Below are 24,024 nucleotides of genomic sequence, written 5' to 3'. Positions count from 1 at the left end.
TGACCATGGGCATGGGGCCGTTCGTGGTTTCAGAACCAACACAGTGGACGCGAGCAACTGAGGACAAGCCCTCGGCCTATTAGTACCAGTCAGCTTCACCCATTACTGGGCTTCCACATCCGGCCTATCAACCCAGTCGTCTACTGGGAGCCTTACCCCATCAAGTGGGTGGGAATACTCATCTCGAAGCAGGCTTCCCGCTTAGATGCTTTCAGCGGTTATCCCTCCCGAACGTAGCCAACCAGCCATGCCCTTGGCAGAACAACTGGCACACCAGAGGTTCGTCCGTCCCGGTCCTCTCGTACTAGGGACAGCCCTTCTCAATATTCCTGCGCGCGCAGCGGATAGGGACCGAACTGTCTCACGACGTTCTAAACCCAGCTCGCGTACCGCTTTAATGGGCGAACAGCCCAACCCTTGGGACCGACTCCAGCCCCAGGATGCGACGAGCCGACATCGAGGTGCCAAACCATCCCGTCGATATGGACTCTTGGGGAAGATCAGCCTGTTATCCCCGGGGTACCTTTTATCCGTTGAGCGACGGCGCTTCCACAAGCCACCGCCGGATCACTAGTCCCGACTTTCGTCCCTGCTCGACCCGTCGGTCTCACAGTCAAGCTCCCTTGTGCACTTACACTCAACACCTGATTGCCAACCAGGCTGAGGGAACCTTTGGGCGCCTCCGTTACTCTTTAGGAGGCAACCGCCCCAGTTAAACTACCCATCAGACACTGTCCCTGATCCGGATCACGGACCCAGGTTAGACATCCAGCACGACCAGAGTGGTATTTCAACGACGACTCCACCTGAACTGGCGTCCAAGCTTCACAGTCTCCCACCTATCCTACACAAGCCGAACCGAACACCAATATCAAACTGTAGTAAAGGTCCCGGGGTCTTTCCGTCCTGCTGCGCGAAACGAGCATCTTTACTCGTAGTGCAATTTCACCGGGCCTATGGTTGAGACAGTCGAGAAGTCGTTACGCCATTCGTGCAGGTCGGAACTTACCCGACAAGGAATTTCGCTACCTTAGGATGGTTATAGTTACCACCGCCGTTTACTGGCGCTTAAGTTCTCAGCTTCGCCACCCCGAAGAGTGACTAACCGGTCCCCTTAACGTTCCAGCACCGGGCAGGCGTCAGTCCGTATACATCGCCTTACGGCTTCGCACGGACCTGTGTTTTTAGTAAACAGTCGCTTCTCGCTGGTCTCTGCGGCCACCCCCAGCTCGAGGAGCAAGTCCTCTCACCAGTGATGGCCCCCCTTCTCCCGAAGTTACGGGGGCATTTTGCCGAGTTCCTTAACCATAGTTCACCCGAACGCCTCGGTATTCTCTACCTGACCACCTGAGTCGGTTTAGGGTACGGGCCGCCATGAAACTCGCTAGAGGCTTTTCTCGACAGCATAGGATCATCCACTTCGCCACAATCGGCTCGGCATCAGGTCTCAGCCCCATGTGCGACGGATTTGCCTATCGCACGGCCTACACCCTTACCCCGGGACAACCACCGCCCGGGATGGACTACCTTCCTGCGTCACCCCATCACTCACCTACTACAAGTCTGGTCCGTCGGCTCCACCACTTTCCATTCCCCGAAGGGTCCGGAACGGCTTCACGGACTTAGCATCGCCTGATTCAATGTTTGACGCTTCACAGCGGGTACCGGAATATCAACCGGTTATCCATCGACTACGCCTGTCGGCCTCGCCTTAGGTCCCGACTTACCCTGGGCAGATCAGCTTGACCCAGGAACCCTTAGTCAATCGGCGCACACGTTTCTCACGTGTGAATCGCTACTCATGCCTGCATTCTCACTCGTGAACCGTCCACAACTCGCTTACGCGGCTGCTTCACCCGGCACACGACGCTCCCCTACCCATCACGATCCCCGTTGGGGGTATATATCGCAATGACACGACTTCGGCGGTACGCTTGAGCCCCGCTACATTGTCGGCGCGGAATCACTAGACCAGTGAGCTATTACGCACTCTTTCAAGGGTGGCTGCTTCTAAGCCAACCTCCTGGTTGTCTGTGCGACTCCACATCCTTTCCCACTTAGCGTACGCTTAGGGGCCTTAGTCGATGCTCTGGGCTGTTTCCCTCTCGACCATGGAGCTTATCCCCCACAGTCTCACTGCCGCGCTCTCACTTACCGGCATTCGGAGTTTGGCTAAGGTCAGTAACCCGGTAGGGCCCATCGCCTATCCAGTGCTCTACCTCCGGCAAGAAACACACGACGCTGCACCTAAATGCATTTCGGGGAGAACCAGCTATCACGGAGTTTGATTGGCCTTTCACCCCTAACCACAGGTCATCCCCCAGGTTTTCAACCCTGGTGGGTTCGGTCCTCCACGAAGTCTTACCTCCGCTTCAACCTGCCCATGGCTAGATCACTCCGCTTCGGGTCTTGAGCGTGCTACTGAAACGCCCTGTTCGGACTCGCTTTCGCTACGGCTACCCCACCCGGGTTAACCTCGCAACACACCGCAAACTCGCAGGCTCATTCTTCAAAAGGCACGCAGTCACGAGACACCAAGCAAGCTTGATGTCCGACGCTCCCACGGCTTGTAGGCACACGGTTTCAGGTACTATTTCACTCCGCTCCCGCGGTACTTTTCACCATTCCCTCACGGTACTATCCGCTATCGGTCACCAGGGAATATTTAGGCTTAGCGGGTGGTCCCGCCAGATTCACACGGGATTTCTCGGGCCCCGTGCTACTTGGGTGTCTCTCAAACGAGCCGCTGATGTTTCGACTACGGGGGTCTTACCCTCTACGCCGGACCTTTCGCATGTCCTTCGCCTACATCAACGGTTTCTGACTCGTCTCACGGCCGGCAGACCGTAAAAGAGAGATCCCACAACCCCGTACACGCAACCCCTGCCGGGTCTCACACGTATACGGTTTGGCCTCATCCGGTTTCGCTCGCCACTACTCCCGGAATCACGGTTGTTTTCTCTTCCTGCGGGTACTGAGATGTTTCACTTCCCCGCGTTCCCTCCACATACCCTATGTGTTCAGGTATGGGTGACAGCCCATGACGACTGCCGGGTTTCCCCATTCGGAAACCCCCGGATCAAAGCCTGGTTGACGACTCCCCGGGGACTATCGTGGCCTCCCACGTCCTTCATCGGTTCCTGGTGCCAAGGCATCCACCGTGCGCCCTTAAAAACTTGGCCACAGATGCTCGCGTCCACTGTGCAGTTCTCAAACAACGACCAGCCACCCATCACCCCCGAGTCACACCCGGAGTTCACTGGGGCCGGCACTGAAGGCAGCCATACGGCCATACCCTCAGACACCCAACAGCGTGCCCGACCCGGTCCCGCCCGGAGATCATGCTTTCCACGCCCCGAAGAGCAGTACTCGCAGCCTCCGACCCGTGAACCGGACCGAATAATCAACGTTCCACCCATGAGCAACCAGCATCGGACGTACGCCGATGTACTGGCCCCTGGACAACCTTGCGGCTGCCTAGAAGTGCTCCTTAGAAAGGAGGTGATCCAGCCGCACCTTCCGGTACGGCTACCTTGTTACGACTTCGTCCCAATCGCCAGTCCCACCTTCGACAGCTCCCTCCCACAAGGGGTTGGGCCACCGGCTTCGGGTGTTACCGACTTTCGTGACGTGACGGGCGGTGTGTACAAGGCCCGGGAACGTATTCACCGCAGCAATGCTGATCTGCGATTACTAGCAACTCCGACTTCATGGGGTCGAGTTGCAGACCCCAATCCGAACTGAGACCGGCTTTTTGAGATTCGCTCCACCTCACGGTTTCGCAGCTCTTTGTACCGGCCATTGTAGCACGTGTGCAGCCCAAGACATAAGGGGCATGATGACTTGACGTCGTCCCCACCTTCCTCCGAGTTGACCCCGGCAGTCTCCTGTGAGTCCCCATCACCCCGAAGGGCATGCTGGCAACACAGAACAAGGGTTGCGCTCGTTGCGGGACTTAACCCAACATCTCACGACACGAGCTGACGACAGCCATGCACCACCTGTACACCGACCACAAGGGGGCGACCATCTCTGGCCGTTTCCGGTGTATGTCAAGCCTTGGTAAGGTTCTTCGCGTTGCGTCGAATTAAGCCACATGCTCCGCTGCTTGTGCGGGCCCCCGTCAATTCCTTTGAGTTTTAGCCTTGCGGCCGTACTCCCCAGGCGGGGAACTTAATGCGTTAGCTGCGGCACCGACGACGTGGAATGTCGCCAACACCTAGTTCCCACCGTTTACGGCGTGGACTACCAGGGTATCTAATCCTGTTCGCTCCCCACGCTTTCGCTCCTCAGCGTCAGTAATGGCCCAGAGATCCGCCTTCGCCACCGGTGTTCCTCCTGATATCTGCGCATTTCACCGCTACACCAGGAATTCCGATCTCCCCTACCACACTCTAGTCTGCCCGTATCGAATGCAGACCCGGGGTTAAGCCCCGGGCTTTCACATCCGACGTGACAGACCGCCTACGAGCTCTTTACGCCCAATAATTCCGGACAACGCTTGCGCCCTACGTATTACCGCGGCTGCTGGCACGTAGTTAGCCGGCGCTTCTTCTGCAGGTACCGTCACTTTCGCTTCTTCCCTGCTGAAAGAGGTTTACAACCCGAAGGCCGTCATCCCTCACGCGGCGTCGCTGCATCAGGCTTTCGCCCATTGTGCAATATTCCCCACTGCTGCCTCCCGTAGGAGTCTGGGCCGTGTCTCAGTCCCAGTGTGGCCGGTCGCCCTCTCAGGCCGGCTACCCGTCGTCGCCTTGGTGAGCCATTACCTCACCAACAAGCTGATAGGCCGCGGGCTCATCCTTCACCGCCGGAGCTTTCAACCCCCACCCATGCGAGTGGAAGTGATATCCGGTATTAGACCCCGTTTCCAGGGCTTGTCCCAGAGTGAAGGGCAGATTGCCCACGTGTTACTCACCCGTTCGCCACTAATCCCCACCGAAGTGGTTCATCGTTCGACTTGCATGTGTTAAGCACGCCGCCAGCGTTCGTCCTGAGCCAGGATCAAACTCTCCGTGAATGTTTTCCCGTAATCGGGATCGCACACACGAGAGCGGAACAGCCAGGCGGAATAAGCCCGGCCGTTCACAGCGTCCTCGCTGTGTTTTTCAAAGGAACCTCATCCTCGGCTATCACTGCCGGGGACGGGGTATCAACATATCTGGCGTTGATTTTTGGCACGCTGTTGAGTTCTCAAGGAACGGACGCTTCCTTTGTACTCACCCGAGAGACTCTCTCAGGCTTTCCTCCGGGCGCTTCCCTTCGGTCTTGCGTTTCCGACTCTATCAGATCTTTTTCCCGATCCGATTTCCTCGGTGCTTTCCAGGTTCCCGCTTTTGTTTCGCGGTTTCCTTTCCGGCGGTTCCGACTCTATCAGATCCTTTCGGCCCTGATTCCCAGTCGGAGGGGGGTTGTCCTCGCGACCCTTGGGCCGTTCCGACGAGTGAGACTTTAGCGGATTCCCGGCTCCCGAAGCCAATCGGGGGCCTGCGTCCTTTCGAACGCGGATTCCTCATTTCGCGAATACGCACGCCAATGACGCGACGACAGCCGAATCGACTGCGCGTCGAGAAGTGGTTGGTACCTGCGGAATGGCTGTCCGGGGACCGACCGTAGTCGGCGCTCACGTCGGACAACTCGGAGAACACTACGGATCCGGGCGGGAGTGTGTCAACTCATGTGCCGGAGGCACCCCAGAGGCGTAGCCTGACGCACATGACTACGTGTACGTGCACCCAGCTGTGGTGGGCCGCCTGACGGCGGCCGTGTCACGTATGCACTCAACGGCCGCCGAATCGGCGGCCGTTCTTGTTTCTCCCACCAGAGGTCCAGGAGGACGGCCGACCGGGACGGCGGTCTCGACCAGGAGGTGGAGAGATGAAGCGGGTCTTCAGCGGGGTCAAGCCGACCGGGCACCTGACGTTGGGGAACTACCTGGGGGCGCTTCGGCAGTGGGCCGAGGTCGACCAGCACCAGGCGGACTCGTTGTTCTGCGTCGTGGATCTGCACGCGCTGACCGTGGAGCACGATCCGGCACGGGTGCGCCGGCTGAGTCGCCAGGCGGCGACGCTGCTGCTGGCGGCGGGACTGGATCCACAGCTGTGCACCGTGTTCGTACAGAGTCATGTGGACGAACACGCGCGGTTGTCGTATCTGCTGGAGTGCGTGGCGACGGACGGCGAGATGCGGCGGATGATCCAGTACAAGGAGAAGGCCGCGCGGGAGCGGGAGCGCGGTGGGAGTGTGCGGCTGTCGTTGCTGACGTACCCCGTGCTGATGGCGGCGGACATCCTGGCCTACGGGACCGACGAGGTGCCGGTGGGGGACGACCAGACGCAGCATGTGGAGTTGGCGCGGGATCTGGCGGTGCGGTTCAACCAGCGGTACGGGCACACGTTCGTCGTGCCGAAGGCCACGCATCCGGCGGTGGCGGCGAGGGTGATGAACCTGCAGGAGCCGGCGTCGAAGATGGGCAAGAGCGAGGACTTCGGGCCGGGGATCGTCTATCTGCTGGACGAACCCGACGTCGTGCGCAAGAAGGTCATGCGGGCCGTCACCGACAGTGGGCGGGACGTCGTGTACGACCGGGAGGGGCGGCCCGGGGTCGCGAATCTGCTGGAGATCCTCGCCGCGTGCACGGGTGGGAACCCGGAGATCTTGGGAGGCGTTTACGAGTCGTACGGCGCTTTGAAGAAGGACACCGCGGAGGCGGTGGTCGAGGTCCTCAAGCCCGTGCAGGCCAGGCACAAGGAGTTGTGCGCTGATCCCGTGTATGTGGAGGGGGTGCTGCGGGGTGGAGCGGAGAAGGCGCGGGAGATGGCTCGGCCGGTCGTGGATACCGCTTATCGCGCGATCGGGTTGCTCGCGCCCGTGACGGAGCCCGCGGCAGAGGCGGTGCCGGTGGCGGACGGGGTGCTGAACGCGGCCCGGTAGGCGCGGGGGCTGGTGGCGAGGCGCGATGCGAAGTGCTGGCGCATCGTGACCTCGCTGCCGAATCCGGCGCGCCTGGCGACCTCGGGCATGGGGAGGTCGGTGCGTTCGAGGAGTTTCTGGGCCGCGGCGACGCGCTGGTCGAGGAGCCAACGGAGGGGTGTGACACCGGTCTCCGCCGTGAAGTGGCGGGCGAAGCTGCGCGGGGACATGCCCGCGTGCGCCGCCAGGTCGGCGACGGTGAGCGGTTCGTGCAGGTGGCGCAGGGCGTGTTCGCGTACGGCGGCGAGCGTGTCGGCGTCCCGGCACGCGCGGGGAGTGGGGTGTTCGATGAACTGGGCCTGGGTGCCGGTGCGGAAGGGGGCGGTGACCATCGAACGGGCGATGGTGGCGGCCGCTTCGGCTCCGTGGGAGCGGCGGACCAGGTGGAGGCAGAGGTCGATGCCGGCTGCCGTGCCGGCGGCGGTCCAGATGTTGTCGTCCTCGATGAAGAGGGCGTCGGGGACGACGGTGACGCGGGGGTGATGCGTGCGGAGGGGGTCGATCAGGTTCCAGTGGGTGATCGCTCGGCGGCCGTCGAGGAGGCCCGCCTGGGCGAGGGTGAAGGCGCCGCCGCAGAGCGCGGCGAGGGTGGTGCCGCGAACATGGGCGCGGCGGAGTGCGTCCAGGACGGGGGCGGGTGCGGGGGTGAGGCAGTCGTCCAGGCCGGGGACGAGGATCAGGTCTGCTTGGGAGAGCCAGGTCAGGGTGCGGTCGGGGAGGAGGGCCAGGCCGCCGCGCATGGGGATGGGGGTGGTGGTGTCGGTGGCGACTCGGTGCAGGTCGAAGGCGGGGGCTCCGCGGTCGGTGCGGTCGTTGCCCCAGACCTCGGTGATGACGGAGACGTCGAAGGCGCGGATGCCGGGGAAGGCGACCAGGGCGACGCGGTACGTGTTCTCTGAGGACTCTGGGGTCTCTGAGGTCATTGTGGCCGCTGTGGCCGCTGTGGCTTTCAGTGCCTTTACGGCGTTCTCCATGTGTGGCAGTAAACCATCGATCGATGGCTTTCACCCTTCTGGGGTGTGGGTGCCTCCGGCGGCAGGATCGTGGGCATGGACATCGCAGAGAACGCAGCGCTGGTGGTCGTCGACGTACAGAAGGGCTTCGAGGAGCTGGACTTCTGGGGGCCGCGGAACAATCCCGGGGCCGATGACAACATCGCCGCACTCATCGACGTGTGGCAGGAGACGGGTCGGCCGGTCATCTTCGTGCGGCACGACTCCCCGAAGCCGCAGTCGCCGCTGAGGCCGGGGTACGACGGGAACGACTTCAAGGAGTACGTGGCGGAGCGGCGCGGGAAGGGGGCGGGGCCGGAGCTGTTCATCACCAAGACCGTGAACTCGGCCTTCCTCGGGACGCCGGATCTGGGGTCCTGGCTGCGGGAGGCGGGGATCTCGCAGATCGTGGTGGTCGGGATCCAGACCAACATGTGTGTGGAGACGACCGCGCGGATGGGCGGGAACCTGGGGTACGAGGTCGTCGTCGCGTACGACGCGACGTACACGTTCGACCTGGAGGGGCCGTTCGGGTGGCGGCGCGGTGCGGAGGAGCTCGCGCAGGCGTCGGCGGTGTCGCTGCACGGGGGTGGGTTCGCGCGGGTGGTGACCACGAAGGAGATCGTGGGGGCGGCCGGCGCGTGACCGCCCCGCTCCCTCCCTCGGGGTCGGTCCGATCAGTCCTTCTTGCCGGAGGCCAGCTCGCGGCTGCGGTCGCGGGCGGCCTCGAGGGCGGCGATGAGGGCGGCTCGTACGCCGTGGTTCTCGAGTTCGCGGATGGCGCTGATGGTCGTACCCGCGGGCGACGTGACGTTCTCGCGGAGCTTGACCGGGTGTTCGCCGCTGTCGCGGAGCATCGTGGCGGCTCCGATCGCGGACTGGACGATCAGGTCGTGGGCCTTGTCGCGGGGCAGGCCGAGGAGGATGCCGGCGTCGGTCATGGCTTCGACCAGGTAGAAGAAGTACGCGGGGCCCGAGCCGGAGAGGGCGGTGCAGGCGTCCTGCTGGGACTCGGGGACGCGGAGGGTCTTGCCGACGGCGCCGAAGATCTCCTCGGCGTGGGCGAGGTGGTCGGCGGTGGCGTGGGTGCCGGCGGAGATGACGGACATGGCCTCGTCGACGAGGGCGGGGGTGTTCGTCATGACGCGGACGACCGGGGTGCCGGCGGCGAGGCGCTCCTCGATGGAGGCGGTGGTGATGCCGGCGGCTCCGCTGATGACCAGGCGGTCGGCGGGGACGTGGGGCGCGAGTTCGTCGAGGAGGGCGCCCATGTCCTGCGGTTTGACCGTGAGGATCAGGGTGTCGGCGGTCTTGGCGGCCTCGGCGTTGGTGACCGGGGTGACTCCGTAGCGGGTGCGGAGTTCTTCGGCTCGTTCCGGGCGGCGGGCGGTGACGAGGAGGTCGGCGATGGGCCAGCCGCCTCGGATCATGCCGCTGAGGAGGGCTTCGCCGATTTTGCCGGTGCCGAGGACTGCGACTTTCTGGGTCATGGCTGGGTGTCCTCCGGGGGTGTGCGTCGTCCGGGGTCATCCTCGCATCGGGGGTGGGGGTGGGGGGGTGGTGTCCGGTGGGCGGACGTCGGTTCTTCGTCCCCGCCGCCCCTGCCCTCCCCCATCCATCTCTGAGGAACGCCGCCCCCGGGCCCCGCTGTCGGCCCCTGCCGGGCCTCGTCCTCGAACGCCGGTCAGGCCGACCGGTCAGGCTGTCCGGCGTCGTAGCGTTGCCGCTCCCAGGCCCAGCACCAGTAGTGCGCAGCCCGCCACGATCAGGGCGTCCCGTACGAAGGTGGCTGTCATGTCCGTGTGTTTGAGGACCTCGTTCATGCCGTCCACGGCGTAGGACATGGGGAGGGCGTCGGAGACGGCTTCCAGGGCGGGGTGCATCGTGTCCCGGGGTGCGAAGAGGCCGCAGAGGAGGAGTTGGGGGAAGATCACCGCCGGCATGAACTGGACCGCCTGGAACTCGGTGGCCGCGAAGGCCGAGACGAAGAGGCCGAGGGCCGTGCCGAGCAGGGCGTCGAGGAGGGCGACCAGGAGCAGGAGCCAGGGGCTGCCGGTGACGTCCAGGTCGAGGAACCAGAGCGCCAGGCCGGTGGCCAGGGCCGACTGGATGATCGCGAGGCCGCCGAAGGCGAGGGCGTAGCCGGCGATCAGGTCGCCCTTGCCGAGGGGCATGGCGAGGAGGCGTTCAAGGGTGCCCGAGGTGCGTTCGCGCAGGGTGGCGATGGAGGTCACCAGGAACATCGTGATCAGGGGGAAGATCCCGAGGAGGGACGCGCCGATGTTGTCGAAGGTGCGCGGGCTGCCGTCGAAGACGTAGCGGAGCAGGAACAGCATCACGCAGGGGATGAGCATCAGCAGCGCGATCGTGCGGGGGTCGTGGCGCAGTTGGCGCAGGACGCGGGCCGCGGTGGCGGTGGTGCGGGAGACGTTCAGGGCGCTGGTGGGGGTGGGGGCGGTCTGCGTGCTCATCGGGCTGTCTCCTTGGCGTGGCCTGCCGCGGCCGCTTCGTCCACCAGGTGCAGGAATGCCGACTCGACCGTGTCCGCGCCGGTGCGGGTGCGCAGGGCGTCGGGGGTGGCGTCGGCGAGGATCTCGCCCTCTCGCATGAGGAGCAGGCGGTGGCAGCGCTCGGCCTCGTCCATGACGTGGGAGGAGATGAGGAGGGTGGCGCCCCGGGTCGCCGCGATGTCGTGGAAGAGGTTCCACAGGTCGCGGCGCAGGACGGGGTCGAGGCCGACCGTCGGTTCGTCGAGGACGAGGAGTTCGGGGGTGCCCAGGAGGGCCACGGCCAGTGAGACGCGGCTGCGCTGGCCGCCGGAGAGGTTGCCGGCGAGGGCGTTCGCGTGGCTGGTGAGGTCCACGTCGGCGATGGCTCGGGTGACGTTCTCGTGGCGTCGGTCCGCTGCGGCTCGGCCCGGGAAGAGGATCGCGGCGAAGTAGTCGAGGTTCTGACGGATCGTCAGGTCGTCGTAGACGGAGGGGGCCTGGGTGACGTAGCCGATGCGGGTGCGGAGGGTCGGGTGGCCTGCGGGCCGGCCCAGGACTTCGAGAGTGCCGGTGACCTTGGCCTGGGTGCCGACGATCGCGCGCATGAGGGTCGACTTGCCGCAGCCGGACGGGCCCAGCAGGCCGGTGATCTGGCCGCGGGGGACGGCGAAGTCGAGAGAGTGGAGGACCGTGCGGGGGCCGCGGACCACGGTGAGGTTCTTGGCGTTGACGGCGGGGGGTGCGTCGGCCGGGCGGGGTGGGTCGGGTGGTTCGGGCTGATCTGGTGGCTCGATCCTAGAATTCATCATGTGATGAATAATCCTCGCGGCGCGATGGGTCGTCAAGGGGCCTGCCCGGTGGGGTGCGCTCGGGGGTTCAGGCGCGTGGCCGCGAGATTGGAGGCGGACGTTCCGGTTCATCCGTTTGGGTGTTCACCGGGTCGGCACAGGATCCCGCCGGCGTCGTCGCGTCCTCACCCGGTGCGGCGCGCCCCCGCGTCTCCCGTTTCCTGTCGGAGGTGCCGCAGTGTTGCGCCGTGGTGTTCGCAAGGCCGATCTGTTCGCTTCCCTCGTCGGCTTTCGCGTCGCGCAAGTGGGGGGGTGATCGGGAGGGTCGTGCCGTTCGCGCTGATCGCGTCGGCGGAGTCGCTGTTCGGCGCGTCGGCGCGTCGGCGCCGGCCGGGCTGCTGGTGCACGCCCGGCTGCAAGCCGGTGCCCGTGCGGGAGACGCGGAAGCTGTGGCGCGGGCGTCGCGGCGAGGTCGGCGTGCTCGGGGTCACGGCGGGGGCGATCGTCGTGGGGAACTTGTTCGAGGGGGTGTTGGTCGGGCCGGCGCCGGCCGTGGCGAAGACGGCGTGGGAGATCAGCCATGTGCACGTCGAGACGGAGGACCGGGGCGACGCCGGGCTCGTCGTACGGGTGCTGGGGCATGCGGCGTCTCTGCGGCTGCCGAGGCTGCTGGACGCGTTGGAGGTGCTGCCGCACGACCGCGAGGTGCGGCTGGAGCTGGGCGGGCTGCGGCAGGTGGACCACGCGTGCGCGGCGGCCCTGGAGGGGTGGGCCGCCGCACGCGGTCAGGGTCTGGTCGCGGTCGCGACCAGCAGCTCGACGTTGTAGGTCTCCTCGACCGTGCCGTCCGGGAACGCGGCGATGAGGTGGCGGCGTTCCTCGGCGAGGAACGCGGCCGCGCTCTCCTCGCCGTTGACCAGGAAGACCGAGTGGCTGCCGATGTTGGCCAGGTGCGTGTCGACGGGGACGCGGCGGCTCCAGCGGACCGTGCGGTGGGCGAAGTCGAGGCTGCCGGTCGGGTCGGCGAGGGCGGAGCGGCTGCCGTCGCCGCTCTTCTGCACGACGTGGTCGACGCCGAAGTGGCGCTGGATGCGGTCGGTCTGGGCGTCGATCCACGGCACGTCCACGGCGCTGGTGTTCCACCACAGCGCCAGCGCGCCGCCCGGACGCAGGACGCGCAGGGCCTCCGGGACCGAGCGGGCCGGGTCGGTCCAGTGCCAGGACTGGGCGTAGGTGAGGAAGTCGAGGGAGGCGTCGGTCAGGGGGAGGTGGTTGCCGTCGCCCCGGACGATCGGCACGTCGGGGAGGGTCCGGCGGAACTGCGTGGCCATGCCGTCCCCGGGTTCGACGGCGATGACGTCGGCGCCGCGGGCGCGCAGGAGGGCGGTCGCTATGCCGGTGCCGGCGCCGATGTCCCCGACCCGCGCGCCGGTGAGGGGGTGGCCGGCGAGGTCCTCGATCGCGTCGAGGAGGGCGGTCGGGTAGGAGGGGCGGTTGGCTGCGTACTGGGCCGCGGCGGAGTTGAAGGAGTGGGCTCGGGTGCCGTGGGAAGGGGTGTGGGAGGACGGCGTCATGGGGCCATGGTGGGCGGTGGGAAGTTGTCGAGAAAGACCGAGGTGAGGTGGCGGCAGGCTGACGCGGTGGAGCGGCGGTCCTGCTTGATCACTTCCCTTGGGTGACTTCGGCGGTGATGCCCGAGGTCAGCCGCGGCGGCGCTTCTTCGACGGGTTGCCCGTGCGGCGGGTGCTGCGGCGTTCGTACTGGCGGCGGGCCGTGTCGTACTCCTCGCGGTGGAGTTTCTCGCCGGGGGCCTCGGTGAGGGTGCGGAAGAAGTAGGCGAGCAGCGAGCCGACGAAGCCGATGGCCAGCAGGCCACGCAGGGAGGCCTGGCGGTCGGGGTCGGGGCGCTTGCTGAAGCCGTCCCAGGTGTGGCGGAAGGCGAGCGCGCTGCAGACCGCGAACATCACGACGACCAGGAGGGTCACGAAGCTGCCGAGGTCGGCGATCGCGATGCCCTGGTAGGCGAAGCGGAGGACGAGGCAGGAGACGGTGACGGCGACGAGCGAGCCGACGGCCACGGCGACGCGGCGGGCCGCGTAGCCCTGGTAGCCGGGGTCGTGGTCCACCCAGGTGGTGCCGAAGAAGCGGAGGGGCTCCGGGCGGGGGCCGGCGCCGACTCCGGCCGGACCCGCCTGATCGGCGGGGGCGGCCGGGGAGCCGGCGGGGGTGCCCGCGGAGCCCGCCGAAGTGTCCGGGGTGCCGTTTTCGTCGCTCACGGGACGATTATGGCTCCGGGCGGGGGCGGGCTCCCGGGTGGGTTGCCCGGAGGCAGCTCCGAGGTTGCTGCTCCCCCGTTGCTCGAAGCGGCCTCCCGGCCTGGGCCTGGGCCGGTGCCTGGACCTGGGCCGGTGCCTCGGCCTGGGCCTGGACCCGGGTCTGTGCCTCGGCCTGGGCCGGTGCCCAGGATCAGGCGCAGCGCGGGGCGATGTAGCCGTCGCTGCCCGTCCTGACGTACGAGTCCGAGACGAACTGGCTGTCGGCGATGTTGTCCCAGATGTTCGTCGTGCCGTACGGGCCGGCCACCGTGGTGCCCGGGGTCTGGCAGTAGATCGGGACCTTCGCGCCCTCGGGCAGGACCTTGACGACCGGGTAGCTGGTGCCGGGGCCGCTGCGCACGTTCAGCCGGACGCCCGGGGCGATCGGGTAGTAGGTGAGGGCCGCCGTAGTGACGGCCTCCGCCGTATCGGCGCTCTCGGCCTCTTCCACGCGGTCAACAGACATGAAAAACCTCCCCCGTTGGACCCCATGACTGCCATGGGGTCACGTTGATTCCCCTGAAACACGCCATGAAACACATGTGCGCAATCAGTACAGGGAGGCTAGCAAGCCGCCTCTGTCCCGTACGAGTCATCGACTAGGCTCCGTGCGTCGCGCGCGCGGACGAACAGCACGGGGGTGGTCCATGACGCCACAGCGCAACACCGGGGCGGGCGCGGAAGCGGAACTTCCGGAGTACGCCGGTCACTACCGCCTGGACGAGCGCCTGGGCTCCGGCGGCATGGGCGTGGTCCACCTGGCCCGGAGCACCTCCGGGATGAAGGTCGCGGTGAAGGTCGTCCACGCGCAGTTCGCGCGGGATCCCGAGTTCAGGGGCCGTTTCCGGCAGGAGGTGGCGGCCGCCCGGCGGGTCAGCGGCGCGTTCACCGCGCCCGTCGTCGACGCCGACCCGGAGGCCGAACGGCCCTGGATGGCCACCCTGTTCATTCCCGGCTCGACGCTCGCCGAGCAGGTGAAGCGGAACGGGCCCATGGGCTCGGGCGAGTTGCGGCGGCTGATGGCCGGGCTCGCGGAGGCGTTGCGCGACATCCACCGGGTCGGGGTCGTACACCGGGATCTCAAGCCGAGCAACGTGCTGCTCGCCGAGGACGGGCCGAAGGTCATCGACTTCGGTATCTCGCGGCCGAAGGACAGCGAACTGCGGACCGAGACGGGCAAGTTGATCGGGACGCCGCCGTTCATGGCGCCGGAGCAGTTCCGGCGGCCGCGGGAGGTCGGGCCGGCCGCCGACATCTTCGCGCTCGGCTCCGTGATGGTGCACGCGGCGACGGGGCGCGGGCCGTTCGACTCGGACAGTCCGTACGTCGTCGCCTACCAGGTCGTCCACGACGAGCCGGATCTGACCGGCGTGCCGGAGAACCTCGCGCCGCTGGTGACGCGTTGCCTCGCCAAGGAGCCCGAGGACCGCCCCACGCCGGACGAGTTGATGCGGGAACTGCGGTCGGAGGCGGCCTCGTACGACACGCAGGCGTTCATACCGGCGCAGCGGGCGCTGAAGGAGTCCGGGGCGGAGTCGGCGGAGTCGGCGGAGTCGGCGGAGTCGGCGGAGTCGGCGGAGTCGGCGGACCCGGCGGAGTCGGCGGACCCGGCGGAGTCGGCGGAGCCCCGGCCCGAGCGGGAACCGGGGCCGGCGCGGGTGAGGCGTCGGCGCAGGCGGGTCGCCCTGGCGGTCAGCGCGTTGGTCGTCCTCTCGGGTGGTGCGCTGGCCGCCACGCAGCTGCTCGGCGGCGGTGGAACGGGCCGGGACGTGCGGGGGAAGGCGGGCGCGTCGGGGTCCGCGTCGGCCGCCTTCGCTCCCTGGAGCGTGCGCCCGGCGCACGGCGGCGCGGGCGGGGACACGGGTACGGGTACCGGCACGGGCGGCATGCCCCAGTGCACGTACGACGCGGAGCGGCTGCTCTGCGCGCAGTCGGGGCTGGTGTCCGCACTGGACGCGTCCGACGGGCGCGTGCTGTGGCGGCACGCGATCGCCGAGGACGACGGGCCGAGCGGGCCGCCGGTGCTCGCGGGCGGGCTGGCGCAGGTGGTCACGCACTCGGGCAAGCTGGTGGAGGCGCTCGATCCGGCGTCGGGCGCCACGCGCTGGCAGCAGGACGTGTCGGCGTACAAGGGCGTCCGCAGTGTCGGCGGCACCCTGCTGCTGACCGCGGCCGACGACACGGTGACCGGCCTGGACGCCGCGACGGGGAAGAGGGTGTGGAGCCGTCGGATCCCGGGACTGAGCGAGCCGTATTTCCTGTCGTTCCCCGAGGATCCGCTGGCGTACGTGTCGACCACGTCGGGCTCGGACGACGGGCACACGCGCATCATGGCCGTGGATCCCGCGACCGGGAAGGTGCGGTGGGATGAGCGGCTCAGCGGGGCGCTGACACTCGTGGGCACCACGGCCGACAGCCTGGTGCTGCTGTCCCAGGGCAGCGCGTACGGCTCGGTCGACGCCGTGGTCCGCTACTACCCGGCGGACAAGGTGTCGCTGCGGGTGAGGCTCGGCGTCGCGCTCCAGGAGGCGCGGGCCACCGTGCAGGGGGACCGGGTCTACCTGCTGGCCTTCGACGGGACGCTGGTGGCCGTCGACACGGTCGCGGGGAAGCAGGTGTGGTCCCTGCAGACGGCCGTGAGCCGGGGTTCGTTGCCGGCCGCCGACGGCGAGCACGTCTACTTCAGCGCCGCCGACGGTCGTCTCCTCGCCGTGGACGCCGAGCAGGGCAAGCTCGTCGGGCAGACGGCACTGCGGCTCGGCGCCAACTCGGACGAGGTGGTGGCCTCGCTGCCCGAACCCGCGGCGGTCGACGGCCACGTCTACGCCGGCGCACCCGACGGAACCGTCTTCGCGGTGGACGGGCGGGATCCGGCGAACTGGTGACGTGGCTGGTGAGACGCCGTGAGGGCCGCCTCCGTGCGACGGAGACGGCCCTCACGGCATCACTGCTCGGACGTCAGCCCAGCTTCGACACGTCCCGCACCGCGCCCCTGTCGGCGCTCGTCGCCATCGCGGCGTAGGCGCGCAGGGCGGCGGACACCTTGCGCTCGCGGTTCTTCGGGGCGTACACGCCGCCGAGGGCCGCCTCGCGGCGCGCCAGCTCGGCGTCGTCGACGAGGAGCTCGATGGTGCGGTTCGGGATGTCGATGCGGATGCGGTCGCCGTCCTCGACGAGGGCGATGGTGCCGCCGGAGGCCGCCTCGGGGGACGCGTGGCCGATCGACAGGCCCGAGGTGCCGCCGGAGAAGCGGCCGTCGGTGATCAGGGCGCAGGTCTTGCCGAGGCCGCGGCCCTTGAGGAAGGACGTCGGGTACAGCATCTCCTGCATGCCCGGGCCGCCCTTGGGACCCTCGTAGCGGATGACGACGACGTCGCCGTGCGTCACCTTCTTGTTGAGGATCTTCTCGACGGCCTCCTCCTGCGACTCGCAGACGACGGCCGGGCCCTCGAAGGTCCAGATCGACTCGTCCACGCCGGCCGTCTTGACGACACAGCCGTCGACGGCGAGGTTGCCGCGCAGGACCGCGAGGCCGCCGTCCTTGCTGTAGGCGTGCTCGGCGGAGCGGATGCAGCCGCCCTCGGCGTCCTCGTCCAGCGCCTCCCAGCGCTCGGACTGGGAGAAGGCCTCGGCGGAGCGGACGCAGCCGGGGGCCGCGTGCCACAGTTCGAGCGCCTCGGGCGAGGGCGAGCCGGCGCGGACGTCCCACGTCTTCAGCCAGTCCCCCAGGGACGGGCTGTGGACGGCGTGCACGTCCTCGTTGAGCAGGCCCGCGCGGTGCAGTTCGCCGAGGAGGGCGGGGATGCCGCCGGCGCGGTGCACGTCCTCCATGTAGTACGTGCGGTCCTTCGCGACGTTCGGCGCGACCTTCGCCAGGCAGGGCACGCGGCGCGAGACCTCGTTGATCTCCTCCAGGCCGAACGGGACGCCCGCCTCCTGGGCGGCGGCGAGGAGGTGCAGGATCGTGTTGGTGGAGCCGCCCATCGCGATGTCGAGGGCCATCGCGTTCTCGAAGGCCTCGATGGTGGCGATGTTGCGGGGCAGGACCGTCTCGTCGTCCTGCTCGTAGTAGCGGCGGGTGATGTCCATCACCGTGCGCCCGGCGTCCTCGTACAGCGCCTTGCGGGCCGTGTGGGTCGCCAGGACCGAGCCGTTGCCGGGGAGGGAGAGGCCGATGGCCTCGGTCAGGCAGTTCATCGAGTTGGCGGTGAACATGCCGGAACAGCTGCCGCAGGTCGGACAGGCGTTCTCCTCGATACGGAGGATGTCCTCGTCGGAGATCTTGTCGTTGACGGCGTCGGAGATCGCGTCGACCAGGTCGAGCGTGCGGACCGTGCCGTCGACGAGCGTGGCGCGGCCGGACTCCATCGGGCCGCCGGAGACGAAGACGGTCGGGATGTTCAGCCGCAGGGCCGCGTTCAGCATGCCCGGGGTGATCTTGTCGCAGTTGGAGATGCAGATCAGGGCGTCGGCGCAGTGGGCCTCGACCATGTACTCCACGCTGTCCGCGATCAGGTCGCGGGAGGGCAGGGAGTAGAGCATGCCGCCGTGGCCCATCGCGATGCCGTCGTCGACGGCGATCGTGTTGAACTCGCGCGGGATGCCGCCGGCCTCGGTGATCGCCTCGCTGACGATCCGGCCGACCGGCTGAAGGTGCGTGTGCCCGGGCACGAACTCGGTGAAGCTGTTCGCCACCGCGATGACCGGCTTCCGGCCGATGTCCGCACCGGGTACACCGGAGGCGCGCATAAGGGCGCGTGCGCCCGCCATGTTGCGACCGTGGGTGACTGTGCGGGACCTCAGCTCGGGCATCGTCGCTCGCTCCTTCAGACGGTTGTGGCTGCTATTGAGCGTACGCCGGTCATCCAGGGGGCGGGACGAGGTGTCCGGAATACGGGATGCGCGTCTCGGTGCCGCGGGAGTCCTGAGGCGCCCTTCAGGGCCCTGTGAGGTGTCCCTGTACGACCGGTGCCACGCGCGCGATGATCTGCTCCAGGTCCGCCGAGGCCAGCGGCTCCACCTTGATCACGTACCGCAGCATCGCGCAGCCCACCAGCTGCGCCGCCGCCAGTTCCGCGCGCAGCTCGGCGTCCGGCAGGTCGAACTGGGCGGCGATGCGGCGCAGCAGCTGCGAGGCGACCAGCCGGCGGAAGACGGCGGCTGCGGTGTCGTTGTTCACTGCGGAGCGGAGAATCGCCAGCAGGGGCTTGCGGGTGGTGGGGTTCTCCCAGACGCCGAATATGAAGCGGGCGAGCCGCTCCCCGACCTGGTCCAACGGCCCGTCGGCGACCGCTTCCGGCGCGTTGAGCGCGGGCGCGAAGGCGACCTCGACGGCCGCCTCGAAGACCTGCTCCTTGGTGCCGAAGTAGTGGTGCACGAGTGCCGGGTCCACGCCCGCCGCCTTCGCGATCCCGCGGACGGACGTCTTCTCGTAGCCCCGCTCGGAGAACTCCTCGCGGGCGGCCGTCAGGATGCGGTCGCGGGTGTCCGCCGACTCCGTACGAGGGGGGCGACCGCGCTTGCGGGCGGTGAAGCCGGTCATCGGCCGGGAGCCGAGGGGGAGGACGCGGCCGAGGCCAGGTGCAGGCGCGTGAAGGCCAGGGCCTCCGCCAGGTCGGCCTCACGTTCGGCGCCGGACATCGCGCGCCGGGTGTTGACCTCGATGACGACGTGCCCGTCGAAGCCGGTCAGCGCGAGCCGCTCCAGCAGCTCGGCGCAGGGCTGGGAGCCGCGGCCGGGGACCAGATGCTCGTCCTTCGCGGAACCGTTTCCGTCGGCGAGGTGGACGTGGCCCAAGCGGTCGCCCATGCGGTCGATCATCTGCATCGCGTCCGCGCGGGCCGTCGAGGCGTGGCTGAGGTCGATCGTGAAGTGCCGGTAGTCGTCCTTGGTGACGTCCCAGTCCGGCGCGTACGCGAGCATCTCGCGGTCGCGGTAACGCCACGGGTACATGTTCTCGACAGCGAACCGTACGTCCGTCTCGCCCGCCATCCGCCAGATGCCCGTGACGAAGTCCCGCGCGTACTGGCGCTGCCAGCGGAACGGCGGATGGACGACGACGGTGCTCGCGCCGAGCTTCTCGGCCGCCGCGCGGGCCCGCTGGAGCTTGGTCCACGGGTCGGTCGACCACACCCGCTGCGTGATGAGCAGGCAGGGGGCGTGGACGGCGAGGATCGGGATCCGGTGGTAGTCGCTGAGCCTGCGCAGCGCGTCGATGTCCTGGCTGACGGGGTCGTTCCAGACCATGACCTCGACGCCGTCGTACCCGAGGCGCGCGGCGATCTCGAAGGCCGTCGCCGTCGACTCCGGATAGACCGAGGCCGTCGACAGGGCGACCTTCGCATCCGGGATCCGCACGACGGGCTCTGCCATGGGGGACAGGTTACGGGGTGCGGTCGGGTGAGGGCCGGGCGCCTGTTCGCCGTTGTGGCCCTCGCCACGGTCGGGTGCGTGCGGTTCGTGGTTGCTCGCGGCGCTCACGTGTCTATAGCGAACCCATGTGATCAAGTCTGCGCAGGATGACGCCCTCCCTGAGCGCCCAGGGGCATATCTCCAGCGTCTCGACGCCGAAGAGGTCCATCGCGCCCTCGGCGACCAGCGCGCCGGCCAGGAGCTGGTTGGCGCGGCCTTCGGAGACGCCCGGGAGTGCGGCGCGCTGGGCCGTGGTCATGGCGGCCAGGCGGGGCACCCAGGCCTCCAGGGACTCGCGCTTGAGCTGGCGCTGGGTGTACGGGCCGTCGGCGGAGCGGGCGGCGCCGGCGATGCGGGCGAGCTGCCGGAAGGTCTTCGACGTGGCGACGACATGGTCGGGGGTGCCGAAGCGGCTGAACTCCCCCACCGTGCGGGCGATCTGCGCGCGGGCGTGGCGGCGCAGGGACCGTATGTCCTCGGGGTCGGGCGGGTCGCCGGGCAGCCAGCCCGCGGTGAGCCGGCCGGCGCCGAGCGGGAGCGAGACGGCCGCGTCGGGCTCCTCGTCGATGCCGTAGGCGATCTCCAGGGAGCCGCCGCCGATGTCCAGGACCAGCAGCTTTCCGGCCGACCAGCCGAACCAGCGGCGGGCGGCGAGGAAGGTGAGCCGGGCCTCCTCGGCGCCGGCGAGAACCTGCAGCTCGACGCCGGTCTCGGCCTGCACGCGCGCGAGGACGGCGTCGGCGTTGCTGGCCTCACGCACGGCGGAGGTCGCGAACGGCAGCAGGTCCTCGACGCCCTTGTCCTCGGCGGCCTGGAGCGCCTCGTGGACGACCGTGATCAGTTTGTCGACGCCCTCGGGGCCGATCGCTCCGTCCTCGTCGAGGAGTTGGGCCAGGCGTAGATCCGCCTTGTGCGAGTGCGCGGGGAGGGGGCACGCGCCCGGGTGTGCGTCCACCACCAGCAGATGCACCGTGTTCGATCCCACGTCGAGGACACCGAGTCTCATGTAGGGAACGCTACTGCCCACAACGCCGTGGGCCGTCCCCGAAGCGGGTCCTGGCGACTTACCCTGGACGAGTGCCAAAGACGAACAAGGCGAAGGCCGACAAATCCACCGGCGGTTCTTCCCAGGCGAAGCCGGTGAAGTCACCGAAGAAGTCCAAGAAGGCCCTGGCAGCGGATGAGAAGGGCCTCGACTTCGCGCGGGCGTGGGTGGAGTTCCCTGATCCGGCGGACGACGAGCAGGTCTTCCGCTGCGATCTGACATGGCTGACCTCTCGCTGGAACTGCATCTTCGGCAGCGGCTGCCAGGGCATCCAGGCGGGCCGCGCGGACGACGGGTGCTGCACGCTGGGTGCCCACTTCTCCGACGAGGACGACGAGAAGCGCGTCGCCGAGCATGTGGCGAGGCTCACGCCCGACCTCTGGCAGCACCACGACGAGGGCACCCGGGACGGCTGGGTCTCGGAGGACGACGAGGGCTCGCGCCAGACCCGCCCGTTCAACGGTTCGTGCATCTTCCAGAACCGGCCGGGCTTCGCGGGCGGCGCGGGCTGCTCGCTGCACATCCTGGCCGTCAAGGAGGGCCGCGAGCCGCTGGAGACCAAGCCGGACGTCTGCTGGCAGCTTCCGGTGCGGCGGACGTACGACTGGATCGACCGGCCCGACGACACCCGCGTGCTCCAGGTCTCGATCGGCGAGTACGACCGGCGGGGCTGGGGCCCGGGCGGCCACGACCTGCACTGGTGGTGCACGTCGGCGACCTCGGCGCACGGCGCGGGCGACCCGGTGTACGTCTCCTACCGCCCGGAGCTGACCGAACTGATGGGCAAGGCCGGCTACGACCGCCTTGCCGAGCTGTGCGAGGAGCGTCTGGCCTCCCAGCTCCCCCTCCTGGCCCCGCATCCGGCGGACCCGACCGCCTGAGGTCCTGAGGGACCCGGCACGGACCTCCCGGGCGACGGAGCCGGTCGGCTCGAGCCGCCGGCTGCCGGTGGCCCCCTGCCGTTGCCCGCTCACCCCCAGGCCTCCCACGGCACTCACCGCCCCCACGGCCCGTGACTCCTACGGCGTCGACGGGGTCGGGGCGCTGGTGTCGGCGGGCGGTGGTGGCGAGGTGTTCGGGGCGGAGGGGGTCGGGTCGGCGGGGGTGGGCTGCGGGTCGGAGGACGGGGGCGGGGCGGAGGGCGTGGGGTCCGGGGAGGACGGGGACGTGGGGTCCGGATCGGATGACGGGGGCGGGCCGCCGGGGCCGGAGCCCGGGCCGTTGCCGGGGCCCGGTGGGCGGGGGGCGGTGCCGTGGCCCTCGATGGAGACGACGGCGCCCGCCGGGGCGATCGCCACGCGCGCGTGCCAGTGCCCGGAGGGCTCGCGCAGAGGATCGACGTACACCTTGATCGTCACCGACTCGCCGGGCTTCAGGGTGCCCGTGGAGCGGCTCAGGTAGAGCCACGGGGCGGGCGTGGCGGCCGACCAGCGGACCGGCTCGCCGCCGTCCGGGGACACGGTGAGGGTGACGAGGGTGGTGTCGCCGCTGTTGGCCGCCGTCACGGAGAGGTGGCCGGAGGCGCTCCTGCCGAGTCCCGTGACGCTGATGACCTCCACGGAGACGTCCGGCCCTTTGTCCTTGGTGAAGTCGCTCCCAGGGCGCGTGCTGGCGTTTCCGGCGTTCTCGTAGCCGCCGGCCGCTTCACCGTCGAGGCTGTCGCCGTGCGCCTCGCCGGCGCTGGCGGAGCGGCCCTCGGCCCCCTCCCCCGTCGGCGTGCCCCGGTAGGCCGCCCACAGGGCGAGTACGGGCGCGGCGACGACGGTGGCGACGACGGTCGTCGTGACGGCCCGCGCGCGGAGGCGCTCCCGACGGGCCGCGCGGTCCTTGGGGTCCATCGGGAAGCCCCGCCGGTCGTAGCGCGGCGCGGCGGCTCCCCGCGCGCGCGAGGAGTGGGCCATGGCGACGTACAGCTGCGCGCGAGGCGCTTCCAGGACGGGCAGCTCGGCGGGGGTGACACCGGCGCCGGGCCAGCGGCCGGGGACGGCGCGTTCGGCGGCCCGGCGGCAGCGCGGGCAGTCGTCGACGTGCCGGACGAGTTCACGGCGCAGGGCGGCGCTGAGCACCACCTGGTTCTCGCCCGTGAGCCGGCCCACAGCGGGACAGCCGCCGCTCTCGACGACGGCGAGCGCCGCGCGCGTGCGCTCGACCTCGCAGGCGGCGGAGGCGAGCAGTTCGCGGGCGGCGGCGAGGTCCTTGCCGAGGACGGCGGCGATCTCGTGTGCGGCCAGGTGGTGGCGTACGGCGAGTTCGAGCGCCTCGCGCTGCTCCGGGGTGGTGCCGGCGGCCTCCGGCCAGGCGAGCAGGGCGAGTTCGCGCCCCCGTTGCTCCTGGGCCTCGTCGGTCGCGGCCGGACCGGCCGCGCCGGCAGGGGCCGGGGACGTCGCGGAAGTGGTGGAAGTCGCGGGCTTCGTGCCCGGCTGTCGGCGGGTGCCGTTCCGTGCCGCCGCGTGCGTGCCCTGACGTTTCTGCTTGGCCTCGGCGAGCTTGCGCAGACAGGCCCAGCGGGCCAGCGCGTACAGCCAGGCCCGGCGGTCGCCCGCGGCCTCCGGGACGCGCTGGCCGCGCCGCTGGGCGAACGTGAGGACGTCACCGAGGGCTGCGGTGGCGGCGTCGTGGTCGCACAGGACGGACAGACAGTAGGTGAACAGGCCGTCCAGGTACGGCTCGTAGCGCGCGGGCGGCCGCTGCGCGAGCGTGCGCGCCGCAGCGCCGTCGCGCACCTCCCGGTGCGCCCGGTGCGCGCCGGTCGTGCGGGTCGAGGTTTCCGGGCTGCTGCTCATCACCCGTGCGACCGTAGGCGGCGCGGAACGAGGTCTACTTGTCCCTTGAGTCCTTTTAATCCGTACGGGTGAAACGATCCCTCATAAGGGGACAGCGGAGGGGGGTCCCGTGGCCCGTTCGTGACGGGGCGTGGCCAATTCACAGGGGGTGCCGGTCCGCTGCGCGGAGGGCGCCTGTCCGCACGGGGCCGAAGGCGCCGGGTGTCCGGGGAGCCCGGTTGTCCACAGC

Annotated in this window: 17 protein-coding genes and 2 rRNA genes; 5 read left to right on the top strand and 14 right to left on the bottom strand. The window is 68.7% G+C overall.

What is annotated here, in order from left to right; all coding sequences use genetic code 11:
• Positions 1–59 precede the first annotated feature (59 nt).
• Both OG289_RS29170 and OG289_RS29165 read right to left on the bottom strand, forming a co-directional pair.
• Positions 60–3,182 (bottom strand): 23S ribosomal RNA (locus tag OG289_RS29170).
• Between the two features lie 312 nt (positions 3,183–3,494).
• Positions 3,495–5,020, bottom strand: a 16S ribosomal RNA gene (locus OG289_RS29165).
• Together the 16S and 23S rRNA genes form the textbook arrangement of a ribosomal RNA operon.
• Before the next feature lie 857 nt (positions 5,021–5,877).
• Here OG289_RS29165 and trpS point away from each other — a divergent pair.
• Complete coding sequence (trpS, locus tag OG289_RS29160; RefSeq protein ID WP_327317017.1) at positions 5,878–6,933, top strand: tryptophan--tRNA ligase; 1,056 nt, start codon at positions 5,878–5,880, stop codon at positions 6,931–6,933.
• Here the strand turns inward: trpS and OG289_RS29155 are convergent.
• The gene (locus OG289_RS29155) at positions 6,843–7,895 is read right to left on the bottom strand and encodes a GlxA family transcriptional regulator (protein WP_327317016.1); all 1,053 of its coding nucleotides are present in this window, start codon (positions 7,893–7,895) and stop codon (positions 6,843–6,845) included. The two genes, trpS and OG289_RS29155, sit on opposite strands and share 91 nt — an antisense overlap.
• Positions 7,896–8,021: 126 nt before the next feature.
• On the opposite strand from OG289_RS29155, the gene OG289_RS29150 reads away from it, so the two are divergent.
• Positions 8,022–8,609, top strand: a complete 588-nt coding sequence (locus tag OG289_RS29150; protein ID WP_327317015.1) for a cysteine hydrolase family protein — start codon at positions 8,022–8,024, stop codon at positions 8,607–8,609.
• Positions 8,610–8,641: 32 nt separating this feature from the next.
• On the opposite strand, the gene proC is transcribed toward OG289_RS29150, so the two are convergent.
• From proC to OG289_RS29135, 3 genes are all read right to left on the bottom strand, one after another.
• On the bottom strand, positions 8,642–9,454 hold the full coding sequence (proC, locus tag OG289_RS29145; protein WP_327317013.1) for a pyrroline-5-carboxylate reductase: 813 nt from the start codon (positions 9,452–9,454) through the stop codon (positions 8,642–8,644).
• A 207-nt stretch (positions 9,455–9,661) separates the two neighbouring features.
• Positions 9,662–10,435, bottom strand: coding sequence for an ABC transporter permease (locus OG289_RS29140; RefSeq protein WP_327317011.1), 774 nt, complete (start codon positions 10,433–10,435; stop codon positions 9,662–9,664).
• The gene (locus OG289_RS29135) at positions 10,432–11,262 is read right to left on the bottom strand and encodes an ABC transporter ATP-binding protein (protein ID WP_327317010.1); all 831 of its coding nucleotides are present in this window, start codon (positions 11,260–11,262) and stop codon (positions 10,432–10,434) included. Before OG289_RS29135 ends, OG289_RS29140 begins: the two co-directional genes overlap by 4 nt.
• Positions 11,263–11,568: 306 nt before the next feature.
• Between OG289_RS29135 and OG289_RS29130 the strand changes: the two genes are divergently transcribed.
• The gene (locus OG289_RS29130) at positions 11,569–12,069 is read left to right on the top strand and encodes a hypothetical protein (RefSeq protein ID WP_327317009.1); all 501 of its coding nucleotides are present in this window, start codon (positions 11,569–11,571) and stop codon (positions 12,067–12,069) included.
• On the opposite strand, the gene OG289_RS29125 is transcribed toward OG289_RS29130, so the two are convergent.
• The 3 genes from OG289_RS29125 to OG289_RS29115 form a co-directional block, all read right to left on the bottom strand.
• Positions 12,027–12,815, bottom strand: a complete 789-nt coding sequence (locus OG289_RS29125) for a class I SAM-dependent methyltransferase (protein WP_327317008.1) — start codon at positions 12,813–12,815, stop codon at positions 12,027–12,029. The genes OG289_RS29130 and OG289_RS29125 overlap by 43 nt on opposite strands.
• A 126-nt stretch (positions 12,816–12,941) precedes the next feature.
• A complete protein-coding gene (locus tag OG289_RS29120) occupies positions 12,942–13,517 on the bottom strand; it encodes an EamA/RhaT family transporter (protein WP_327317007.1) in 576 nt (191 codons plus the stop codon).
• Between the two features lie 190 nt (positions 13,518–13,707).
• Complete coding sequence (locus OG289_RS29115) at positions 13,708–14,022, bottom strand: SH3 domain-containing protein (RefSeq protein WP_327317006.1); 315 nt, start codon at positions 14,020–14,022, stop codon at positions 13,708–13,710.
• Between the two features lie 181 nt (positions 14,023–14,203).
• Here OG289_RS29115 and OG289_RS29110 point away from each other — a divergent pair, with 181 nt between their 5' ends.
• Positions 14,204–16,441, top strand: coding sequence for a serine/threonine-protein kinase (locus tag OG289_RS29110; protein ID WP_327317005.1), 2,238 nt, complete (start codon positions 14,204–14,206; stop codon positions 16,439–16,441).
• Between the two features lie 73 nt (positions 16,442–16,514).
• Here the strand turns inward: OG289_RS29110 and ilvD are convergent, their stop codons facing one another.
• The 4 genes from ilvD to OG289_RS29090 all read right to left on the bottom strand — a co-directional run bounded on the left by ilvD (position 16,515) and on the right by OG289_RS29090 (position 20,973).
• Positions 16,515–18,368 carry a dihydroxy-acid dehydratase gene (gene ilvD, locus OG289_RS29105; RefSeq protein ID WP_327317004.1) on the bottom strand — a complete coding sequence of 618 codons (1,854 nt, stop codon included), beginning with the start codon at positions 18,366–18,368 and terminating at the stop codon, positions 16,515–16,517.
• Positions 18,369–18,492: 124 nt separating this feature from the next.
• The gene (locus OG289_RS29100) at positions 18,493–19,098 is read right to left on the bottom strand and encodes a TetR/AcrR family transcriptional regulator (RefSeq protein WP_327317003.1); all 606 of its coding nucleotides are present in this window, start codon (positions 19,096–19,098) and stop codon (positions 18,493–18,495) included.
• Positions 19,095–19,928 (bottom strand): sugar phosphate isomerase/epimerase family protein, encoded by an 834-nt coding sequence (locus OG289_RS29095; protein WP_327317002.1) that lies wholly within the window; start codon positions 19,926–19,928, stop codon positions 19,095–19,097. The genes OG289_RS29100 and OG289_RS29095 overlap by 4 nt, the downstream gene beginning before the upstream one ends.
• 112 nt (positions 19,929–20,040) lie before the next feature.
• The gene (locus OG289_RS29090) at positions 20,041–20,973 is read right to left on the bottom strand and encodes a Ppx/GppA phosphatase family protein (protein WP_327317001.1); all 933 of its coding nucleotides are present in this window, start codon (positions 20,971–20,973) and stop codon (positions 20,041–20,043) included.
• Positions 20,974–21,044: 71 nt separating this feature from the next.
• Between OG289_RS29090 and OG289_RS29085 the strand changes: the two genes are divergently transcribed.
• Entirely contained in the window at positions 21,045–21,893 is an 849-nt protein-coding gene (locus OG289_RS29085) for a hypothetical protein (protein ID WP_442818968.1), read from the top strand.
• A 138-nt stretch (positions 21,894–22,031) separates the two neighbouring features.
• Here OG289_RS29085 and OG289_RS29080 read toward each other — a convergent pair whose 3' ends face one another.
• On the bottom strand, positions 22,032–23,798 hold the full coding sequence (locus OG289_RS29080) for a BACON domain-containing protein (protein WP_327317000.1): 1,767 nt from the start codon (positions 23,796–23,798) through the stop codon (positions 22,032–22,034).
• Positions 23,799–24,024: the final 226 nt, after the last annotated feature.

The organism is Streptomyces sp. NBC_01235, assembly GCF_035989285.1.
GTDB lineage: Bacteria > Actinomycetota > Actinomycetes > Streptomycetales > Streptomycetaceae > Streptomyces.
The sequence above is the reverse complement of the archived record's forward strand: the minus strand, read 5'-3'. Positions and strand labels throughout refer to the sequence as shown.

What these genes read in the sequence shown, in the direction of transcription:
- OG289_RS29110 (WP_327317005.1), top strand. Translation starts at nt 14,204, where the DNA reads ATGACGCCACAGCGCAACACCGGGGCGGGCGCGGAAGCGGAACTTCCG.
- trpS (WP_327317017.1), top strand. Translation starts at nt 5,878, where the DNA reads ATGAAGCGGGTCTTCAGCGGGGTCAAGCCGACCGGGCACCTGACGTTG.
- OG289_RS29140 (WP_327317011.1), bottom strand. Translation starts at nt 10,435, where the DNA reads ATGAGCACGCAGACCGCCCCCACCCCCACCAGCGCCCTGAACGTCTCC.
- OG289_RS29150 (WP_327317015.1), top strand. Translation starts at nt 8,022, where the DNA reads ATGGACATCGCAGAGAACGCAGCGCTGGTGGTCGTCGACGTACAGAAG.
- ilvD (WP_327317004.1), bottom strand. Translation starts at nt 18,368, where the DNA reads ATGCCCGAGCTGAGGTCCCGCACAGTCACCCACGGTCGCAACATGGCG.
- proC (WP_327317013.1), bottom strand. Translation starts at nt 9,454, where the DNA reads ATGACCCAGAAAGTCGCAGTCCTCGGCACCGGCAAAATCGGCGAAGCC.
- OG289_RS29090 (WP_327317001.1), bottom strand. Translation starts at nt 20,973, where the DNA reads ATGAGACTCGGTGTCCTCGACGTGGGATCGAACACGGTGCATCTGCTG.
- OG289_RS29100 (WP_327317003.1), bottom strand. Translation starts at nt 19,098, where the DNA reads ATGACCGGCTTCACCGCCCGCAAGCGCGGTCGCCCCCCTCGTACGGAG.
- OG289_RS29095 (WP_327317002.1), bottom strand. Translation starts at nt 19,928, where the DNA reads ATGGCAGAGCCCGTCGTGCGGATCCCGGATGCGAAGGTCGCCCTGTCG.
- OG289_RS29115 (WP_327317006.1), bottom strand. Translation starts at nt 14,022, where the DNA reads ATGTCTGTTGACCGCGTGGAAGAGGCCGAGAGCGCCGATACGGCGGAG.
- OG289_RS29155 (WP_327317016.1), bottom strand. Translation starts at nt 7,895, where the DNA reads ATGACCTCAGAGACCCCAGAGTCCTCAGAGAACACGTACCGCGTCGCC.
- OG289_RS29135 (WP_327317010.1), bottom strand. Translation starts at nt 11,262, where the DNA reads ATGATGAATTCTAGGATCGAGCCACCAGATCAGCCCGAACCACCCGAC.
- OG289_RS29125 (WP_327317008.1), bottom strand. Translation starts at nt 12,815, where the DNA reads ATGACGCCGTCCTCCCACACCCCTTCCCACGGCACCCGAGCCCACTCC.